Below are 17,978 nucleotides of genomic sequence, written 5' to 3'. Positions count from 1 at the left end.
ATGAAACAAAATATATTTGAAACAACAATAGTAAAGCGCTGGCTTATTCTGGCTTTATTTTTACTCCTTTCCTTATTTGGCTATTATTCCTGGACACAACTCTCGGTAGAGGCTTACCCTGATATTGGCGATGTAACTTCTCAAGTTGTAACACAGGTTCCCGGACTTGCAGCCGAAGAGATAGAACAACAAATCACCATCCCCATAGAACGTGCCATAAATGGTTTACCGGGCATGCATGTGATGCGAAGCAAAAGCACCTTTGGATTATCTATGGTAACCATTGTTTTTGATGATGGCATTGAAGATTACTTTGGCAGAACAAGAATTCAGGAACGTTTAAATGATGTGGAATTACCATATGGAGCAACCCCGGGTTTAGACCCGCTTACCTCTCCTACCGGCGAAATATATCGCTACATCATTGAAAGCAAAAGCCATGACTTACGAGAATTAAGCCAATTACAGCAATACACAATTATTCCCCGAATCAAGCAGGTTTCAGGCGTTGCTGATGTGACCAATTTTGGCGGAATCACAACGCAGTATCAAGTTGAGCTTGACCCGCGTAAAATAGAACAATATGGTTTATCACTAAGCGGAATAACCGAAACTATCGGAAAAAACAATGCTAATGTAGGGGGAAGTGTCATCAATCGTGGGGATCAGTCGTATGTTGTACGCGGAATAGGTTTAGTGAAAAATCTGGAAGATATGGGGCATATTGTAGTGAAATCAGTAAACGGTATTCCTATTTATCTAAATGATATTGGTAAACTAAAATACGGAAATCTGGAGCGAAAAGGCGCATTGGGATATACAGACAAACGTGGTGTCGACTATTCGGATAATATCGAAGGGATCGTGCTTTTGCTAAAAAACCAAAACCCATCAGTCGTTTTAAAAGGTGTAAACGAAGCTGTTGCCGATTTAAATAAAAATTATCTTCCCGAGGGAGTTCAGATCCATGCTTTTTTAGACAGAACCAGTTTGGTAGAGACAACACTTTCTACTGTTTCTCACACCTTACTCGAAGGAATGGCATTGGTAATTATTGTATTAATTGTTTTTCTGGGCAGCTGGAGAGGCGCTTTACTAGTGGCAATTACAATTCCTATTTCGCTTTTAATCGCTTTTATCTTAATGAAACTCACTAATATTCCTGCCAATTTGCTTTCGCTTGGGGCAATTGATTTTGGAATTATTGTAGATGGCGCAATTGTAATGATGGAAACTATCCTGAAAAAACGAGAAGATAATGAATGCGTAGAACTCACTGAAAAAAGCATTGCAGAGCAAGTAAAAAGTGTTGCTCGTCCTATCTTTTTTTCTACTCTGATAATTATAACGGCTTACCTGCCCTTATTTGCCTTTGAACGTGTAGAGAAAAAACTATTCACCCCGATGGCATTTACTGTAGGATATGCACTTTTTGGGGCATTATTAGTTGCTTTACTGCTTATCCCCGGATTGGCTTATTTTATCTATCGCAAGCCACAAAAAATGTATCACAATAAATGGCTGGACAAACTCACGAGCTCTTATCATAATCGCATTCAAAAAATAATGCAGGCACCAAAAAAAGTGTTTGCACCTTTAATTGCAGTATTAGTCCTTGCATTTGCGCTTACTATATTGGTAGGAAAAGATTTTTTACCACCTCTCGATGAAGGCTCAATTTGGCTGCAGGTTTCATTACCGCCAGGTATTACTTTAGAGAAATCAAAAGAAATGAGTGATACGCTACGTCATCGAACTTTAAAACATGATGAAGTAACTTATATGATGGTACAGGCAGGGCGTAATGATGATGGAACAGATGCCTGGACGCCTTCTCATTACGAGTGTAGTATTGGTTTAAAACCATATAGCGAGTGGAAATCGGGCAAAACCAAAGCAGATTTAATCAAAGAACTTGCTGCCGAATATGCAACTATGCCCGGATATAATGTTGGTTTTTCGCAACCCATGATCGATGGTGTAATGGATAAAATCTCTGGAGCGCACAGCGAATTGGTTGTAAAAGTTTATGGTGAAGATTATAAGGAAACCCGTCGAATTGCCGAAGATATTATTAAAACGCTTAAAAATGTAAAAGGGGCTGTAGACTTAGCCATTGATCAGGAACCTCCTTTACCACAAATACAGGTTATTGCCGATCGCCAGAAAATTGCTCAATACGGATTGAATGTCGATGATGTATCGGAATTAATCGAAGTTGCTATGGGAGGAAAAGCCGTTTCTCAAATTTTTGTAGGCAATAAAGTTTATGATATTACAACTCGCTACAACGAAGAAAGCCGTGATAATGCTGAAAAAATAGGAAACCTAATGCTAACCAATTCCGAAGGAATAAAAATACCATTATCACAAGTATGCGATATCAAACTCAATACCGGAGAAAGCACAATTGCCAGAGAAATGAACAAGCGCCATCTTACTGTTCGGTTAAATTTAAGAGACACTGATTTGAGTTCGTTCCTGAGTGAAGCACAATCCAAAATTGAAGAAAAAGTAAAATATGATCATGAACAATTTAAAATAAAATGGGGAGGGCAATTTGAAAATCAAGAGCGCGCCTATAGCCACTTGTCCATAATAGTTCCTCTTGCTCTGGCGCTGATGTTTGTGTTATTATATGGTGCATTTGGGAAATTTCGTCAGGCAGGATTATTAATGAGTATAGTTCCGCTGGCATTATTTGGAGGAATGTTGGCGCTTAATATACGGGGCATGACACTCAATGTCTCTTCGGCAGTTGGTTTTATCGCCTTGTTTGGCGTTGCGATACAAAACGGAGTTATTATGATTTCACACATTAATCAGCTTCAAGAAAACGGAATGAATTTGATTGATGCTGTAACAAATGGTGCTAAACAACGCTTCCGACCAGTATTAATGACTGCAACTGTTGCCGTATTAGGATTATTACCTGCTTCACTGGCAACAGGTATAGGCAGCGATGTACAAAGACCTCTGGCAACTGTAATTGTTTACGGACTGATGTTCTCTACAATCCTGACACTTTTTGTGTTACCATCTCTTTACTATCTTATCGAGAAAAAATTTGGTAATAAAAACGAAGCAATTCAACATAAAATCGACAATCAATAAAATCATGCATTATGATTAAAAATATAAAATATAAATGGGTGACACTTTTGCTACTGCTGAATATTTCAACAGTAGCAAATGCTCAGATTGATACCACATTTACACGAGTAAAAATGAATTACCCCGATTTCTTATCATTAGTAAACAAAAATAATCTAGGATTTGCAGCCGAAAAATTCAATGTCAATATAGCTGAAGCTAACATTGAAGCTTCAAAAGTATTCCCGGATCCAGAAATAGCAATTGGAGCCAGCGATAATGGTCAACGAAGAATGCAGATGGGATATGGTTTTTCGACTGAATTAAGCTGGACATTGGAACTTGGCGGAAAACGAAAAGCCAGAATAAATGTAGCAAAAAGAAATAATGAACTAATCAAAGCTTTACTTGAAGATTATTTTCGGAACCTGCGTGCTGATGCAACTTTAAATTATCTAACCAGTCTAAAGCAAAAGGAAATTTTCAAGGTACAATTAACCTCCTACACTATTCTTAAGAATATAGCTATAGCAGATAGTATTCGTTTTAAACTGGGCAGTATTGCCGAAATCGACGCTCGTCAAAGTAAACTCGAAGCTAACGCTATGCTTAATAACGTTTACCAAAGTGAAGCCGACTGGAAAACTGCCTTATTAGAACTGGGTACTATGACAGGAAATCAAAAAGCTGATACTTTATATTTACCTATTGGTGATTTAAAAAAGTTTGATCGCGTATTTGATTTAAACGAGCTTATCGTTTCTGCCCAAAATAATCGGGCTGATTTATTAGCTGCACTACAAAATAAAAATGTATTACAAGATGTTTTAAAATTAGCTAAAGCAAATAGAGTTTTAGATTTAGGGTTAAATATGGGAGTAGAAAGCGCCTCTGTAGTAACCAATATTGTTGCTCCTACTCCATCTTCAAATACGGTCTCGATGGGTATTAGTATTCCGCTAAAATTTTCAAATCGCTATAGAGGAGAGTTAAAAGCTGCTGAATATAGTGTGCAGCAAGCTGATGTTCTATACAAACAAACAGAATTACAAATCCAGGTAGAAGTAAGAAAAGCATGGCTTAACTATCTCACTACACAAAAACAGGTTCGCCAGTTTAAGACTGATTTACTAGCAGATGCACAACGATTACTCGATGGGAAAGTATATAGTTACAAACGTGGAGAAACCAATTTACTGGAGGTATTAAATGCACAACGAACCTATAATGAAACTCAACTTAATTATTATGAAACCCTGTACAATTATTCCGCAGCTCTGGTTGAACTAGAAAAGACAGCTGGCATATGGGATATTAACTTTTAAAATAATCTAAAAAACTATGAAAAACATCTATACAACTTGCTTGACCCTCTTTTTTATATTAAAAATCAGCGCGCAACAGCAAGGGCTTACTTTTGGAGTAAGCAGTGGTATAAACTGGACATTATTAACGGGCAAAAATATCAATAATTTATCTAACGATGGGTATCAAAAAAGTTCTATAGGACAAACAATTGGAATTACCCTCGACAATAAAACATCTAAATCCTTTGGCTTAAAACACGAATTGTTTTACAGCCAACGATTTATGTCAATCAAAATCGATGATGGAATAAATACAGAATTTACAAGCAAATTTACACGTCAGTATATTGATATATTTCCTGCCAGTCCCAGTTTTTATTACAAAGGGGTTCAGGTTTATGCAGGACCTTATCTGGGTATGCTATTAAATGCTTCTGTACAACATAAAGATGCCAACGGAAATACATATACTGATAAATCAATTTATGGAACCGGTGAAGCCACTAGTAATTATAGTCAAAAAATGGATGCAGGTTTTGTTGCAGGTTTAAATTATGAATTACCAAACGGTCTTAGTTTTGGTACAAGATTTATCCGTGGTTTTGTACCATTATTAGAAAATGCAAATACCAAACAGCAATGGAAAATTTATAATGAAAGTCTTTTTGTTACCGTGGGGTATACTTTTAAACATCCTTAATCTTCAAGAATTAACCATAAAAAAAAGAAACTGAAGCTAAATAGATATAGTAAGTTCTTCATATAAAGCTTCTAAAGTCAACAATTTTAGAAGCTTGCTCTTTGTAGCTGTCCTTGCGAACTATTCACGTAAGCTTTGAATAAAACTGTAATTAAATAGTACTGTAGAGTTGGGAAGGGATATCTTTTTTACCACAAAAAGTTAAGGCTGTCTCTTTTTAGAATTGCAAAATCATATACAAAACTAATTACATTTTTGCATCAATCCCCAACAGGACATCCAAACCAAATTGCTCAAGCCAATCAAAGACATGCTCTACCAGTAGTAAGCCAATCTCTTCAAATCTTCCATAAAATTTATAGAAATTTGTCCCTTCGAAGTCACAAACAAGTCAAATGGCGCCAATTGAAGACAATTGACGCTATTTTTTTATAACCTTGCTTATTTTTTATTAGTCTAAAGAGCCGGGCTCCTCAGCAGCCCTAGCCCCGATTGCTTCGCCAGTTCGCTCCGCTCGTGTGCAGTGAAATCCTTTTGTGCCAGGGCTGGGCAAAAAAGATTGCTTCGCCAGTTCGCTGAGGCTCGGGTGGAACGTATAGTGGCAAAAAGCTCCTAAAACAAAAATACTGCTGATCAGTAAATTATATAACCAAATAACGCAGTAATCCCCTAATTTTACCTTTTGCAATTCAGAAGTAAAAACAGCCTAAAACAACACTAGCCTCTAAGCGGCCTGAAACTGAAGAAGAGACGATGAGAAATGAAGAAGTTTGAAATTAAAAAAACAGGAGAACAATTTTTGAACCAGCCCAATGTAATACAACAACAATTCAATAAATAAAATGAATTCAAAACTTGACACCATAATCCTATATGTACTCTTGTCAGCTTTTCTTTCATTTTATAAAGTTAAGAAAATCAAATATAATAATAGTATTAAAACAATAAAGGGGTCTTCTGCGCATAGAAGTCCCCCTTAGTATATATTGGCTAATCTATAAGGTTTTAACTATGGGACAAGAATTATTTTTCCCACTGCATTTTTGGTCTGAATAATCTCGTGCGCTTTGGCCATATCCGTCAAAGGAAACAAATGTGAAATGTGAGTCTTGATTTTACCATCAGATAAAAGCTGAGCAATAGCTTCCATGTCTTTGAGATAACTATCATTAGGTGTTACATTTACCCGCTGAACTGTTACGTTCTTATCTGCTTTTGCCTTATCTATAAATGCCTGGTCAGGATAAACGACAATACTTGACAGAATCCCCCCTTCTTTTAGTGTTTTGAGTGAACGCTGCAAATGCGTATCTTCTGTGCTGTTCACCTCTGCTTCTACCCAGACAGCATCGTGAACGATATCGGCATCATTGATAAAATCTTCTACCGCCTGTATTTTATAATCAAAGAATTCGTCAGCGCCAAGACCCAAAACAAAATCTTTATTCTCACCCGAAGCTACACCAATCACATACGCTCCGAAATGCTTGGCAATCTGCACAGCATAATGACCCACACCGCCTGAGGCACCGTAAATAATGATCTTGTCGCCTTTTTTTAATTTGGCAAATTTCACCAAAGATGCCCAGGCTGTCAAGGCGGCCATTGTTGCGCCTGCCGCTTGTTCAAAACTTACATTGGCCGGTTTTATGGTCAACTCGTTCTGTGGAGCAGCTACAAATTCAGCATAAGCATTGGCCTGACCGATGAAGTTGAAATTCCCGAAGACTTCATCGCCAGCTGTGAATCTTCTCACGGCGCTGCCTGTCTCAATTACAATACCTGCTACATCCCAGCCAAGAATGATATTTTCTTCATCGCCTTTCATTGCATATATCATCTCCAAAGCTGGTTGGTTTCTTCTCACAAATGCATCTACGGGATTAATTGCTACTGCTTTAACTCGAACCAATACTTCGTTGTCTTTGATTTTTGGAACAGGAACTTCAGTTAAAATAAGGTTTTGAGCTTCACCTACTTCTTTTAAAACTATTGCTTTCATTATTTTCTTTATTTAGAATGATTTGTCAAAGGTAGATTAGGTTCTAATTTATCGTTTTGTTCAAATTGTCAAATTTGCTTTGCTGAAATTGTCAAAACTGCCAAGAAAATTTATTGCAATGGCATTTTAAACAATGTTTTTTTGACATTTTAAACAAAAACATCTATAGTGTTTCTATGCTAAATTTGTACATAAATTATTAATTAAAAACATTTAAAATGTCAGAACAATCAATTTTGCGACTTATGATGTCTGCAACAGTAAGTTCCAATGAGTGGGAGAAATTAGAAGAATTTATGGCAGCAGCAAGAATAGCAGTGCAAAAAGAAGGAGATGGTGTTTTAATACACGAATGCCATTACAATCCGCAGACCCTTGAAATTATTTTCCTGGAATCTTATGCTGACCAAAATGAATTAATGAAACATGCACAGTCATTTGCTACTGTAATGAATGAGCACAAAGTGGAGTGGATAATAAACAGGATAGACCTGCTGGGTAACTATTCGGAAGAGCTTTTTGCAATGATGAAGGGACTATCAGATGGCGCCCAGGTAAACCTTTACAAGAAAGTTTTTAAGAACAAATAATAATCCGTAATGGATTATTATTTGTTTAGAATTACCCTAAATCTATTGTAGATCAGAGGGCGAATAGCCAAACTGTTTTTTAAAGGCAAATGAAAAATGGGAGAGATTTTCAAAACCGATTTCCAGATAAATGTCTCCCGCTTTTTTGTCTTTTTTGGAAAGTTGAAAATGCGCCAGCTCTAGGCGTTTTCTTGTAAGCCAGCGTTGTGGTGTGATTTTAAACGCTTTCTTAAAATCTCTTATAAATGTTGAAAGACTGCGCCCTGTGAGGTAGGCAAATTTTTCGAGAGGCATATTGAATTTGTAATGCTGCTCCATAAAATCAACGAGGTTTATTTTCCCCGGTTCTGAGAAATCCGCCAAAATGCCATCTATATGTGGGTCAATGTACCGAAGTATGGAAATTGCCTCTTCAAATTTAAGTTTTGCAATATTCTCAGGAAGTTTCTGCTCCAGTTCAAAATAAGGAATGATGGAGGAAAAAAAACTTTTCAATAGTGGCTGTTCACTTAAAATCTGAACTGACAACTCTGGTGACACGCTCAATATTGGTTTTTCTTTTGCATAAAATTCCTTCAGTCTTTCTACCGTCAACCCGAATACTACAGCTTTATAAGGTCTCTCGTCTTTGGGCTGCTTTATTACTGCGGAGATTTGATTTCTGGGGAAAAGCAGCATACTGCCTGCACCAAATACATATGATCTGTTTGCCTGAATAATTTTCATTTCTCCCGAAATGATCAGTACAAAAGAGTGAAAATCAAGACTAAGGTCGTCTTTGTAAATTCCTTCTTCTGTAACATTCCATACAAGGTCTGTAAACTGGTTAAAATTTTGTTTTGCCATTGATCTTGATTTATTTTTAGCTTTTATAACAGCTGGATCGAAATATCAAAAATACAAATATTAAGATAAAATTAGTTTGTTCATATTGTCATATTTAGTTTGTTTAAAATGTCAAATCTAAATTTCCTTAATTATTTAAATCGCAAAATTGGTTCTGTCGCATGTGTCAAAATCAAATGTAAGAATGGAGTGCCTCCAATTTTGCCCCAAAAAGCTAAGGCAGTTTTAATAAAAAGAGGTTAACGATTTGTTTTTTACGCTACATTTTCACTAAATCCCCAACAGGACATCCAAACCAAATTCCTAAAGCCAATTAAAGACAGCCTTTACCAGTAATAAACCAATTTCCTTAAATCATCCATAAAATATGTTGAAATTTGTCCAGTCGAGCTCGCCACACTGCCAAAAGGCGCCAATTGAAGATAATTGGCGCTTTTTTTTATTTATAAATCTGATCTCATCAGGAAAATAGTTTATAATTTCATTAATTAAAATCTTCTGCTCATATCTGCAATTATTAATTGCTATTCAGGCGAGTCTAAACATTGGTTAGTCCCCCTATAATGAACAGATTTCTATTTATTTTTGGCAATTCTAAATCCGAACCCATCATTTCGTGTCCCTTTTGGTGATTGATATCTTACTTCTGGCATATGAATTCCATGTTCTAGTGGTCTTCCTCTCTCGTCTTGTGTTTCGTAAAACCAACTGACTCCTTTTGAAATTTTATACTGTCCTTCTATAGGTCCTTGAGGGTTTCTTTTATTAACCAAGCTATCCTTTTCGGGGTTATACCAATCAAAAACCCATTCGCCAACATTCCCAGTCATATCATATATACCAAGCTCATTCGGTTTAAGAAGTCCTACTTTATGAAATGTGCTGTTTGAGTTTTCTTTAACCCAGCCAACTTCAATTGCATTATTACTGCCGCTATAATTATATTTTTTTGTTTTCATTCCACCTTTAGCCGCGTATTCCCATTCTGCTTCTGTTGGAAGTCTTGCTCCTGCCCATTTTGCAAATTCATTTGCTTCGTCCCAAGTTGCAAGCATCGGGTTTTGGTCTATCCACTTGTAATAAACTTTAATACCATGTGCATTTTCAATAGGTGGATCAGGCATTTTTCTGCCTGTTTCTTCACAAAATTCTTTAAATTGTTTAACCGTTACTTCATATTTACCAATGTAAAAATCATTAAGTTCAACTACTCTATGCGGACTAGTAAATCCTTTTATAGAGTCACCCTTCGGACTTACAACAATCTGGTTTTTGCCTTGTTCAAAAGTTCCGCCTTCCACAAAAATCCATTCAATTTTCTCATCACTTTTCTTGCAAGAATTGAGAAATAAAAATCCAATTAAGAATATAAATGTTCGTAAAGTCATTTAAATATTAGTTAATGTTTATAAAATTACTGCCAGCTCATGTATATAACCTAACAAAGGTTTGCAATTATTTACTCAGCAACCCCCTTTGCGAGGTGCACGTTTATAAATTATCTTACTATCACGTTCTACATAGTCGCCAGATATAATTGGATATAAATACTTGGGCGCGTGGGATACACTATGGCTTTTTATAATTATTGTGTCGTTAACTTTCAAGCTTTTTAACTTCTGAAATTCATTGCTACCAGACTTTTCCAATCCAAAACTAAGTATATAATCATCACTATTAATCTTTACCATAATTCCAAAACCTAATCTTGACCCTGACGCAAGAGAAAGAGAGGTTACAACTCCCTTCATATTGACATAATCTTTAATAGGTTTTCTTATTTTAGCTTCACTAGCATACACTTTTTTACCTGCGGGAGATGCTTCCCATTTTTTAAAAATTATGCCATCAGGGGTAGCCTCCCATTTCTTCAGTACATCTTTCTTTTCAGTATTAGAAAGTTTTTTGACTACTGACTTTTTAGAAATTTCATTTTTAATTTCATGATTAGCAAATACCAACCCACTTACTACAACCAAGAATAAGACTAGCACATAAATGATTTTTTTCATACTTTTTACAGCTTTAATTAATAACATAGTTTACCTTCTTTTTAGAGTTTGTAACAAAATTACTTTGATATATTTCGGCTTGAGAGATAAAAATTGTAAATAAAAATGTAAACTTTGTAAATAAATTATTGACAATATGCTTCTTAGTCGAAATCTGATCTCCGGAAAAAGTAAATATCTATTTCTATTGACATTTATCTTGTTTTCTGCTATAATCTACGCAGCCTTTCCTGCGCAAGATAGTGACGGCTTTGACTTTGCTAGAAGAGAAATTTTACTTCGAAAAATCGGACATGAATTGCTTTTACAATCAGGCGACAGTACATCAAGAGTATTGCCTGTGAAAAAAATTTCAGAAAATGAATATCAAATTAGGTTTGAGAATGATTTTAGCTTTCAACCCGATTCATTGGTAAATATTACAAGTGCTTTATTAGTCAAAGACCCGTTGGCAAGTTATTTTATCGTTAAGGTTCTGAATTGTAGTAACTCCAGTGTTGCTTATGGATATGTTATATCCAAAAATGAAAAAGATGATATTGTAGCCTGCATAGGAAGAAGACAGCCTAAAGCCTGCTACATGATTAACATTAAATTCAAACCAACAGAAATAATTACAGCAGACAGCAAATATCTTCTGGGAAGTCTGTCAATTTTAGCATTCGTCGGTTTAATTTTTATAAAATCTTTTAAGTCACGAAAAGAAATACCTGATAATCAAAACACTGGTACTTATTCTTTAGGATCAGTGCTCTTCGATGCAAATAGTCGAAAGCTCATTATAAATGGAAATACAATAGACCTGACCGCAACAGAAACACGAGTATTGCTTGTTTTCGCTTCCTCTCCAAACAAAACAGTAGAAAGAAACCGATTACAAAAAGAGATATGGGAAGATGATGGTGTAATTGTAGGGCGTAGTTTAGATATGTTTATATCTAAGCTTAGGAAAAAACTTGAATCTGATCCAAATATCAACATTGTTGTTGTACGCAGCAAAGGCTATAAACTTGAAATTAACTAGTAGGTAATATTTTACCCACAAAAGATCTTTCAATACTTTTATTTTTGAAGATTACATCTATAGAATAAATAGGTTAATTTTTTTTTATTGCATTTTCCATCAACCCTCAACAGGACATCCAAACCAAATTCTTTACGCCAGTGAAAGCAAGACACTACCAGTAGTAAGCCAATTTCTTCAAATCTTCCATAAATTTTATAGAAATTTGTCCTGTCGAGGTCACAAACAAGCCAAATGGCGCCAATTGAAGATAATTGGCGCTATTTTTTTATAACCTTGCTTATTTTTTATTAGTCTAAAGAGCCGGGCTCCTAAGTAGCCCTAGCCCCGATTGCTTCGCCAGTTCGCTCCGCTCGTGTGCAGTGAAATCCTTTTGTGCCGGGGTTCGACACAAAAGATTGGAACGAATAGCGTGAAGAGCTGCTAAAAATAGCTTCAAGGAAAGATTTAACTTTTAAACCCAGCGTTGGATAATGGAATGATCACAATCGCAGCCCTTATCTTCATTATTTATCCAACATCCCGATAACTTAAAGTAAGTCTAAGCTTAAAATATACTGCCTGCAGAATAACAGACTTTGAACAACAATGATCTTTGGTATTCATTTTTAGATGGGTTTAAAATTATAAAGATAAAGTTATTCCCAGATGCGACAGAACCCAACTTCATAACTATTATAAAAAAAGAAGAGCCAAATAAGATTTGCCTGCTTGCTATGCGAAATATTATTCTTAACCAAGATATGAACATTACTGAAACGCAGAAGCGGGGAATGCCTTGCTTCTGCTACAATAAAAAATGTTTTGTTATTTGTGTATAGATAAAAAAACAGATAACCTCGTTTACTTTGTGACAGAAAACAAACGAAATAAAAAAACCTCTAAAATCACTTGATTTTAGAGGTTATAAATTAACTTGAATAAGTAGATAGAATTAAAACTATAATAGTCTGCTAAATTCTTCTTTACTACTTACGCAGATATTTCTACATCTATATATTTCCCCTAAAATAATAAAAGCCTTACACTCTATTGAATCGGCCAATTACTTTTTATAATCCACTTTTTTTTATAAAAAATATAGCACAAAAAAGCAAGAGGATTTACAAAACACAAGCCATGCCAATTCATAGTCTTGTAAAAGTGCCTTAGGTTGTTGGTGATTTTTTATGTAAAAATTGGTCAATACTATATTTGTTCTGTCCGTTTTCTAACCACATTACTAGTAGAACAAAGGCTAAATTATTAAATCCGTACATACTAATGGAACCCGAAGTTTCAAAAGGATCGTCCAATAAATGTCCAAATACAATACTTACCATAAAAAACGACAACAAATAGGCAGTCCACTTTGTTTTTAGGCCAAGTGTTAGCAAAGCCCCACAGATGCACAAAATCCACGGATTAGAAAGTCCCATAAACCACAATAAAGACGTTGGTATAAATGTTGTATCATACGATTTTACATATACATTTTCAGCAAAGCTCATTAAAGTTGCTTTTCCTGTCAGTAATTCCAATCCTTGTGCAAAAAATAGTACTCCAATGAAAATTCGTGCAATGAAAAATACTATTTCATCTTTTGTCTTCGAACTCAATTCATTCTTATTTTTTAAGAATTTGTCTATCGAAAAGTCTTTTTTTGTCGATAAAGCATATAAAAGGACAATCGCAAAACCAATAAATGGAACAGAATGATGAAATGAATTATAAAATGGCCCGCTGAATGCTTGGTTTGCAGGTTTAGCAAATAATAAAGCAATATGATTTATTAATAAAAATGCAATTGAAGCAATTGTTGCCCAAATTGTTTTGTAACCTAACAACAGGAAAAAAGAGGATACCAAAAGTCCAAGAGCAATACAATTTCCTAAAACGAAATTATTTGTAATCCATGAGGTTATTTTTGATGATTCTTCTACATAAAATTCCCACAAATTCAGGTGTACAAGAGAAGCAAATAAAAAATTCAATCCTAATACCAATCGTAATGTCAAACTTATAATATGTCTATTCATTTTTGTCTATTTTGTTTTTACTTTTTGTCTGTTGGATTTAAAACTTTCCAAGAGAAACTTTTGTGAATAATTTTCCATTGGTCTTCATATTTTAATAATAAAAAATAGTCGGTATAATTACGCTGTTTTTCTGGCAGGAGAATCTCTACTTTTGCAATAGCCGCGTCATTTTCAATATCAATAAAGAGGATACGTCCAATACGGTTTGATTTTTTGCCATCTTTGAAGTTTCCGATATACTCCTGCCCTTTCCAAATTCTCAGACTATCTTTTGCAACAGAATAAAGGTTGAAATCGGGATGAAAAGCTTTTTGCAGCCTTTCAGGTTCTGCATTTGCAGTCCCTTCAATGTAGTGCATCAAAATTTCTTCAATCTGTCGTTTTTCAGATTTATTATTTGCTGATTGTGCAAAGCCAGTACTTTGGAAAATCATCGTTAATAGTATCAATACAATTTTAGAGAATTTCATAGCTTTAAATTGTTACAATTATTTTTAGATTTTTTCGAAAAGTAAATTCTTAATCCTATCAGAGTTTATATAAAATCCTGTGATTTTTTGTTGCTTATCGCGAACAAACCGAATGCTACCCAAATTTCTGGCGCTACTCAGAAACAAATCTGACTCAATGGGAGTAAAATTGATGATGGGTTGACTCTTATTACTTGTCATTAAACCTTTTTCGCTTTGAGCCAATGTATAGCTTGCTCCTAAGGCTTTGCAATAATAGGTACCTGAAAACTCATTTAAATCTGTTGTAGAATAGGCTTTTGGGGTGTAGTATTCATAGGCATACTCGTCGCTTTCACCAGAAGTATAAATCATTTTAAAATGGTCACCTTCCTTACGAAATTCTACCATAATGACAGTGTCTCCATCAACCACCATTTGAAATTTTTTCTCTGTAATAGGTATTAATAAACTTTCAGTCGTACTGCCCAACACCTGATAGCGTAAAGTGTCATTTTTTACAAAAACCCTACGCACTGACATTCTTTCATTATCCCAATAAAAGCCATTGTACGCTCCTAATTGTTGGGGTGTCATTTTTATACTTTTAAGCTTACTATAGTCAATACTTGCTGGTTTTGGAAAAACATTTCCAAGTACTTCAATAGCCATGTCCATAGCAAGACTACCGTTATATCTGTTGTTATTTCCAAGCACAAACGAAGTAACATTTTGATTGGGGAATATGAAAATATTGCTTGCATAACCGCCTTCTAAACCATACGTCCAGATTTTTGGAACGCCACGTTTTGCATGTACGTACTGTTGCCCATACAAAAGTCTTCCTGAGGTTGGATTAAAAGTAGTTTTACCATCATTTAAAGTAACCGCAGAACCCAGTTTTTCTATCAATTTTTTACTGCCTACTTTGGGTTTCTCAAAATTGAGATACCAACGGCTCAAATCTGCCGCCGAAGTATAAAGATTAGTAGTCCCGAAAATAGAATAATTGATCAGATTGTTCTTGAATCCGTTCTTAGATACTTGATACGAAATAGCGACATTAGGTATTATCATTTCATTATCATCGCAAAACAAGGTATTGGTCATGCCCAAAGGTTGAAAAATAAATTCCTTGGAAAATTCAGCAAGTGTCTGACCTGTAACTTGTTTGACTACTTCAGCTAATAAAATAAGCCCTGATGAAGTCTGCGAAAATTTTGTTCCTGGCTCATAATCCAATTCTTTTTGTCGAAAAATTAAATCCAAAGCGTCTTTTTGTGTAAAAACATCTTTTTCTTGCCAACCTGCAATTTCTTTTAGAGCCAAAAAGTCGTGCAAACCACTGGATTGACTTAGTAAATGTTTTATGGTAATTTTAGAACCAAAATCAGGAAGTTGTGGAATATATTTGCGCACATCATCAGACAAAGACAGTTTCCCTTGTTCTTCTAGCAATAAAATAGAAAAGGCCGTAAATTGCTTAGCCATAGCCCCTATTTGAAATTTGGTATCTGCATTGATGGGAATTTCGTTGGTAATATTTGCACTACCAAAACCTTTTACATAGACAATTTGACCGTCTTTTAGAAGACCTGCCGCTACGCCCGGTTTAGTTTTAGCATTATCCCACTCAGAGAATACTTTATCCAAATCTCTAATGGATTGTTGTTTTACAACGGGGTTGTTTTTTTCTATAAGAGTGATTATTTCGAAAGCCATCTTTGAGGCAGCACTAGGGTCTTGCCCTGTTACAAACCGGCCATCTACCACATAAAAACCTTCTCCTAATTTATCAGAATGCACAAAGTTGCCTTCATTCTTTTTAATAGCCTCGTTAATGGAAAAAGGAAATGTTTTGTAATATTCCTCTTGTTTGTCTTCAAATTTATCTGCAAAACCGGTTATTTTTTTGTCTTTGTAGAGTGATTTACCTGCATCGTCTTTCAAATACGCTAAGCCTGCCGTACCGTGGCAAATAGCCGAAACCACCCCGTTATTTACAAAAATCTGTCTTGCAAGGTTTTGAATAACAACGTTTTCTGCTACGCCATACATAGCTGCTCCCCCGCCGCCATAAAAAATCGCACTATAATTTTCAGCAACAACTTCGGTAGGCTTCATGGTAGTTTTGAGTTTATTCATAAAAAAATTATTGTATAGGAATTTTTTATGAATACTATCCGAAGCATTAATATAGCCAATTGGAACAGCTCCGCCTTTTGGACTTACAAAATCTACAGTAAATCCCGATTTTGAAAATACGTCGTAGGGCACAACAATCTCCCCAAAGTGATTAGCAGTTCTAATCTGTGAAGTTCCATAGTAGTCCTGATTTGAAACTACAAATAGGATTTTGTTTTGCGAAAAAACAATAGTAGAGAATAAGCATAAACAAGTGCTTATTAAAAGCGGTAACCTGAACTTTGATATTACTTTGTACATATTTGCGTTTTTTAATTTTTAAATACATGCAAATATGTGACGAAGAAATAGCTTAGAGGTTTTGGTTTGTAATATAGGAGTTCGATGTTATAAAAACGAACTCATTTTACAGGCATTTTTTGGTATTCGGTTGGGGTTTTTCCTGTGATTTTTTTAAATGTGGTAAAAAAAGTTGATTTTGAATTAAAACCACTTTCATATCCAATACCTTCCACAGTAAGGTTGTTTTCAGTTTCCAATAACTTTTTTGCTTTTTCAATCCTATACTCATTTATGAGATTGGTGAAGGATTTGCCAAGTATCACATTGAGATATTGAGATAATAGATGTTTTGTTACATTGAGTTCTTTTGCCGCTTGGTCAAGAGTGAAATTAGGTTTTAAGTATAACTCTTTATTGACAATAATAGAAAGATTATGACCAATCAGATTCAATGTATCCATGTCAATTTCTTTGTTTTTGTATTTCTCTTTTTCCTGAAAAAAAGTAGATTCTTTGCTGCTTCTAAAAATCAAAAGCAAAGCTATTAAGTACAAAATAAATGTGAATGATAAAGCCCCAACAATATAAGAGGTATATGCTGCTATATTGTATGCCAACCAAATAAGAAATGTTCCTAAATAAATACTAAGATGCCAAAGATCTATTTTTTTTAGACTTTCTTTAGTTTTTATTTTTTTTAGTATTGGTAGGATATATTTAAAAGATAAAACAATATAAATGAACCATTGCCAATAAATAGCTTTTACAATCCATTTACTCCAAGCAGCACGATGATCAACATAAGGATACAAAATACCTCCTATACTAATAATTGTTATGTAAGGTAAAATATGAATAAGCCAATTTGATTTTTTATTATCTAAATTTGATTTTAGAAATAAATAAAGAAATGGACCAATAACTATGCAGGCTGAAAGTCCAATCTGAATAAAAATATTTGACAGATGAGCATTAAAATAGAAAAATACAGATTTTATAACCCGAATACTTAATACCAAAAACAGAAATGATAAGAAATAATTTGAAAATTTTTTCTTTTTAGCATTGTAGGCAAAATAACCTGAAAGTAGTAAACCATTAAAAGCTCCTAAAGCGCTAAAAAAAAATATAAATTGGTTGGACATATTGTTTATGTGTCAATATTATGATTTGTGTCTTAAAAATATCCGTTAAAGGTTTACGGCTTGGCGATCATGGGACTAAATTAAGCGCATTATTTGGATTTGCCAAATCTCCCAAATACAAAAAATCCCAAAATTCACCTGCTGCTTTGAAGATAGAAAATTCAACTATGAAAGGACCATTACAGGACTTACCAATCCAACAGGGGACCTGAATGAAATTAAATTACTGCAGAAAATGGAAAAATGGCTAAAGCAGTATCATAAGGAAAAAATAAACGGATGACACTGGAAAATGAAACAGCGGTATTGAATTCTGTAAATACTTCTTTACAATTACTCCATCGCGGATCTATAGCATTAGATAC

At 34.8% G+C, this 17,978-nt stretch carries 13 protein-coding genes; 5 read left to right on the top strand and 8 right to left on the bottom strand.

The window, feature by feature from the left end; translation table 11 throughout:
• The 3 genes from GIY83_RS05010 to GIY83_RS05000 are packed head-to-tail and all read left to right on the top strand — an operon-like array spanning nucleotide 1 to nucleotide 5,100.
• Nucleotides 1–3,114, top strand: coding sequence for an efflux RND transporter permease subunit (locus GIY83_RS05010; RefSeq protein WP_208685287.1), 3,114 nt, complete (start codon nucleotides 1–3; stop codon nucleotides 3,112–3,114).
• Between the two features lie 11 nt (nucleotides 3,115–3,125).
• Complete coding sequence (locus tag GIY83_RS05005) at nucleotides 3,126–4,418, top strand: TolC family protein (RefSeq protein WP_208685285.1); 1,293 nt, start codon at nucleotides 3,126–3,128, stop codon at nucleotides 4,416–4,418.
• A 16-nt stretch (nucleotides 4,419–4,434) separates the two neighbouring features.
• The gene (locus GIY83_RS05000; RefSeq protein WP_208685283.1) at nucleotides 4,435–5,100 is read left to right on the top strand and encodes an outer membrane beta-barrel protein; all 666 of its coding nucleotides are present in this window, start codon (nucleotides 4,435–4,437) and stop codon (nucleotides 5,098–5,100) included.
• A gap of 1,009 nt (nucleotides 5,101–6,109) precedes the next feature.
• Here the strand turns inward: GIY83_RS05000 and GIY83_RS04995 are convergent.
• The gene (locus GIY83_RS04995; RefSeq protein ID WP_208685281.1) at nucleotides 6,110–7,102 is read right to left on the bottom strand and encodes an NADP-dependent oxidoreductase; all 993 of its coding nucleotides are present in this window, start codon (nucleotides 7,100–7,102) and stop codon (nucleotides 6,110–6,112) included.
• A 218-nt stretch (nucleotides 7,103–7,320) separates the two neighbouring features.
• Between GIY83_RS04995 and GIY83_RS04990 the strand changes: the two genes are divergently transcribed.
• On the top strand, nucleotides 7,321–7,692 hold the full coding sequence (locus GIY83_RS04990; protein ID WP_208685279.1) for a hypothetical protein: 372 nt from the start codon (nucleotides 7,321–7,323) through the stop codon (nucleotides 7,690–7,692).
• 42 nt (nucleotides 7,693–7,734) lie between these two features.
• Here the strand turns inward: GIY83_RS04990 and GIY83_RS04985 are convergent, their stop codons facing one another.
• The 3 genes from GIY83_RS04985 to GIY83_RS04975 all read right to left on the bottom strand — a co-directional run bounded on the left by GIY83_RS04985 (nucleotide 7,735) and on the right by GIY83_RS04975 (nucleotide 10,550).
• Entirely contained in the window at nucleotides 7,735–8,538 is an 804-nt protein-coding gene (locus tag GIY83_RS04985) for an AraC family transcriptional regulator (RefSeq protein WP_208685277.1), read from the bottom strand.
• Between the two features lie 575 nt (nucleotides 8,539–9,113).
• The gene (locus tag GIY83_RS04980; RefSeq protein WP_208685275.1) at nucleotides 9,114–9,926 is read right to left on the bottom strand and encodes an SUMF1/EgtB/PvdO family nonheme iron enzyme; all 813 of its coding nucleotides are present in this window, start codon (nucleotides 9,924–9,926) and stop codon (nucleotides 9,114–9,116) included.
• A 75-nt stretch (nucleotides 9,927–10,001) separates the two neighbouring features.
• Entirely contained in the window at nucleotides 10,002–10,550 is a 549-nt protein-coding gene (locus GIY83_RS04975) for a hypothetical protein (protein ID WP_208685266.1), read from the bottom strand.
• A gap of 187 nt (nucleotides 10,551–10,737) precedes the next feature.
• Between GIY83_RS04975 and GIY83_RS04970 the strand changes: the two genes are divergently transcribed.
• Nucleotides 10,738–11,574 (top strand): winged helix-turn-helix domain-containing protein, encoded by an 837-nt coding sequence (locus GIY83_RS04970; RefSeq protein ID WP_229029216.1) that lies wholly within the window; start codon nucleotides 10,738–10,740, stop codon nucleotides 11,572–11,574.
• Between the two features lie 1,148 nt (nucleotides 11,575–12,722).
• Here GIY83_RS04970 and GIY83_RS04965 read toward each other — a convergent pair.
• The 4 genes from GIY83_RS04965 to GIY83_RS04950 form a co-directional block, all read right to left on the bottom strand.
• On the bottom strand, nucleotides 12,723–13,592 hold the full coding sequence (locus GIY83_RS04965) for a DoxX family protein (RefSeq protein WP_208685262.1): 870 nt from the start codon (nucleotides 13,590–13,592) through the stop codon (nucleotides 12,723–12,725).
• Nucleotides 13,593–13,609: 17 nt separating this feature from the next.
• Nucleotides 13,610–14,062, bottom strand: coding sequence for a nuclear transport factor 2 family protein (locus tag GIY83_RS04960; protein WP_229029215.1), 453 nt, complete (start codon nucleotides 14,060–14,062; stop codon nucleotides 13,610–13,612).
• Nucleotides 14,063–14,086: 24 nt separating this feature from the next.
• Nucleotides 14,087–16,486 (bottom strand): serine hydrolase, encoded by a 2,400-nt coding sequence (locus tag GIY83_RS04955; RefSeq protein ID WP_208685260.1) that lies wholly within the window; start codon nucleotides 16,484–16,486, stop codon nucleotides 14,087–14,089.
• Nucleotides 16,487–16,587: 101 nt separating this feature from the next.
• Nucleotides 16,588–17,613 carry an AraC family transcriptional regulator gene (locus GIY83_RS04950; RefSeq protein ID WP_208685258.1) on the bottom strand — a complete coding sequence of 342 codons (1,026 nt, stop codon included), beginning with the start codon at nucleotides 17,611–17,613 and terminating at the stop codon, nucleotides 16,588–16,590.
• Between the last annotated feature and the right edge of the window lie 365 nt (nucleotides 17,614–17,978).

This window comes from Flavobacterium sp. SLB02, from assembly GCF_009664855.1.
In the GTDB taxonomy this organism is placed as follows: domain Bacteria; phylum Bacteroidota; class Bacteroidia; order Flavobacteriales; family Flavobacteriaceae; genus Flavobacterium.
This window is presented reverse-complemented; position numbering and strand designations above follow the sequence as displayed.

Excerpts from the sequence above, each read along its gene's own strand:
- GIY83_RS04950 (WP_208685258.1), bottom strand. The coding sequence starts at position 17,613 with ATGTCCAACCAATTTATATTTTTTTTTAGCGCTTTAGGAGCTTTTAAT.
- GIY83_RS04980 (WP_208685275.1), bottom strand. The coding sequence starts at position 9,926 with ATGACTTTACGAACATTTATATTCTTAATTGGATTTTTATTTCTCAAT.
- GIY83_RS04995 (WP_208685281.1), bottom strand. The coding sequence starts at position 7,102 with ATGAAAGCAATAGTTTTAAAAGAAGTAGGTGAAGCTCAAAACCTTATT.
- GIY83_RS04990 (WP_208685279.1), top strand. The coding sequence starts at position 7,321 with ATGTCAGAACAATCAATTTTGCGACTTATGATGTCTGCAACAGTAAGT.
- GIY83_RS04975 (WP_208685266.1), bottom strand. The coding sequence starts at position 10,550 with ATGAAAAAAATCATTTATGTGCTAGTCTTATTCTTGGTTGTAGTAAGT.
- GIY83_RS05000 (WP_208685283.1), top strand. The coding sequence starts at position 4,435 with ATGAAAAACATCTATACAACTTGCTTGACCCTCTTTTTTATATTAAAA.
- GIY83_RS04960 (WP_229029215.1), bottom strand. The coding sequence starts at position 14,062 with ATGAAATTCTCTAAAATTGTATTGATACTATTAACGATGATTTTCCAA.
- GIY83_RS04985 (WP_208685277.1), bottom strand. The coding sequence starts at position 8,538 with ATGGCAAAACAAAATTTTAACCAGTTTACAGACCTTGTATGGAATGTT.
- GIY83_RS05010 (WP_208685287.1), top strand. The coding sequence starts at position 1 with ATGAAACAAAATATATTTGAAACAACAATAGTAAAGCGCTGGCTTATT.
- GIY83_RS04955 (WP_208685260.1), bottom strand. The coding sequence starts at position 16,486 with ATGTACAAAGTAATATCAAAGTTCAGGTTACCGCTTTTAATAAGCACT.
- GIY83_RS04965 (WP_208685262.1), bottom strand. The coding sequence starts at position 13,592 with ATGAATAGACATATTATAAGTTTGACATTACGATTGGTATTAGGATTG.
- GIY83_RS05005 (WP_208685285.1), top strand. The coding sequence starts at position 3,126 with ATGATTAAAAATATAAAATATAAATGGGTGACACTTTTGCTACTGCTG.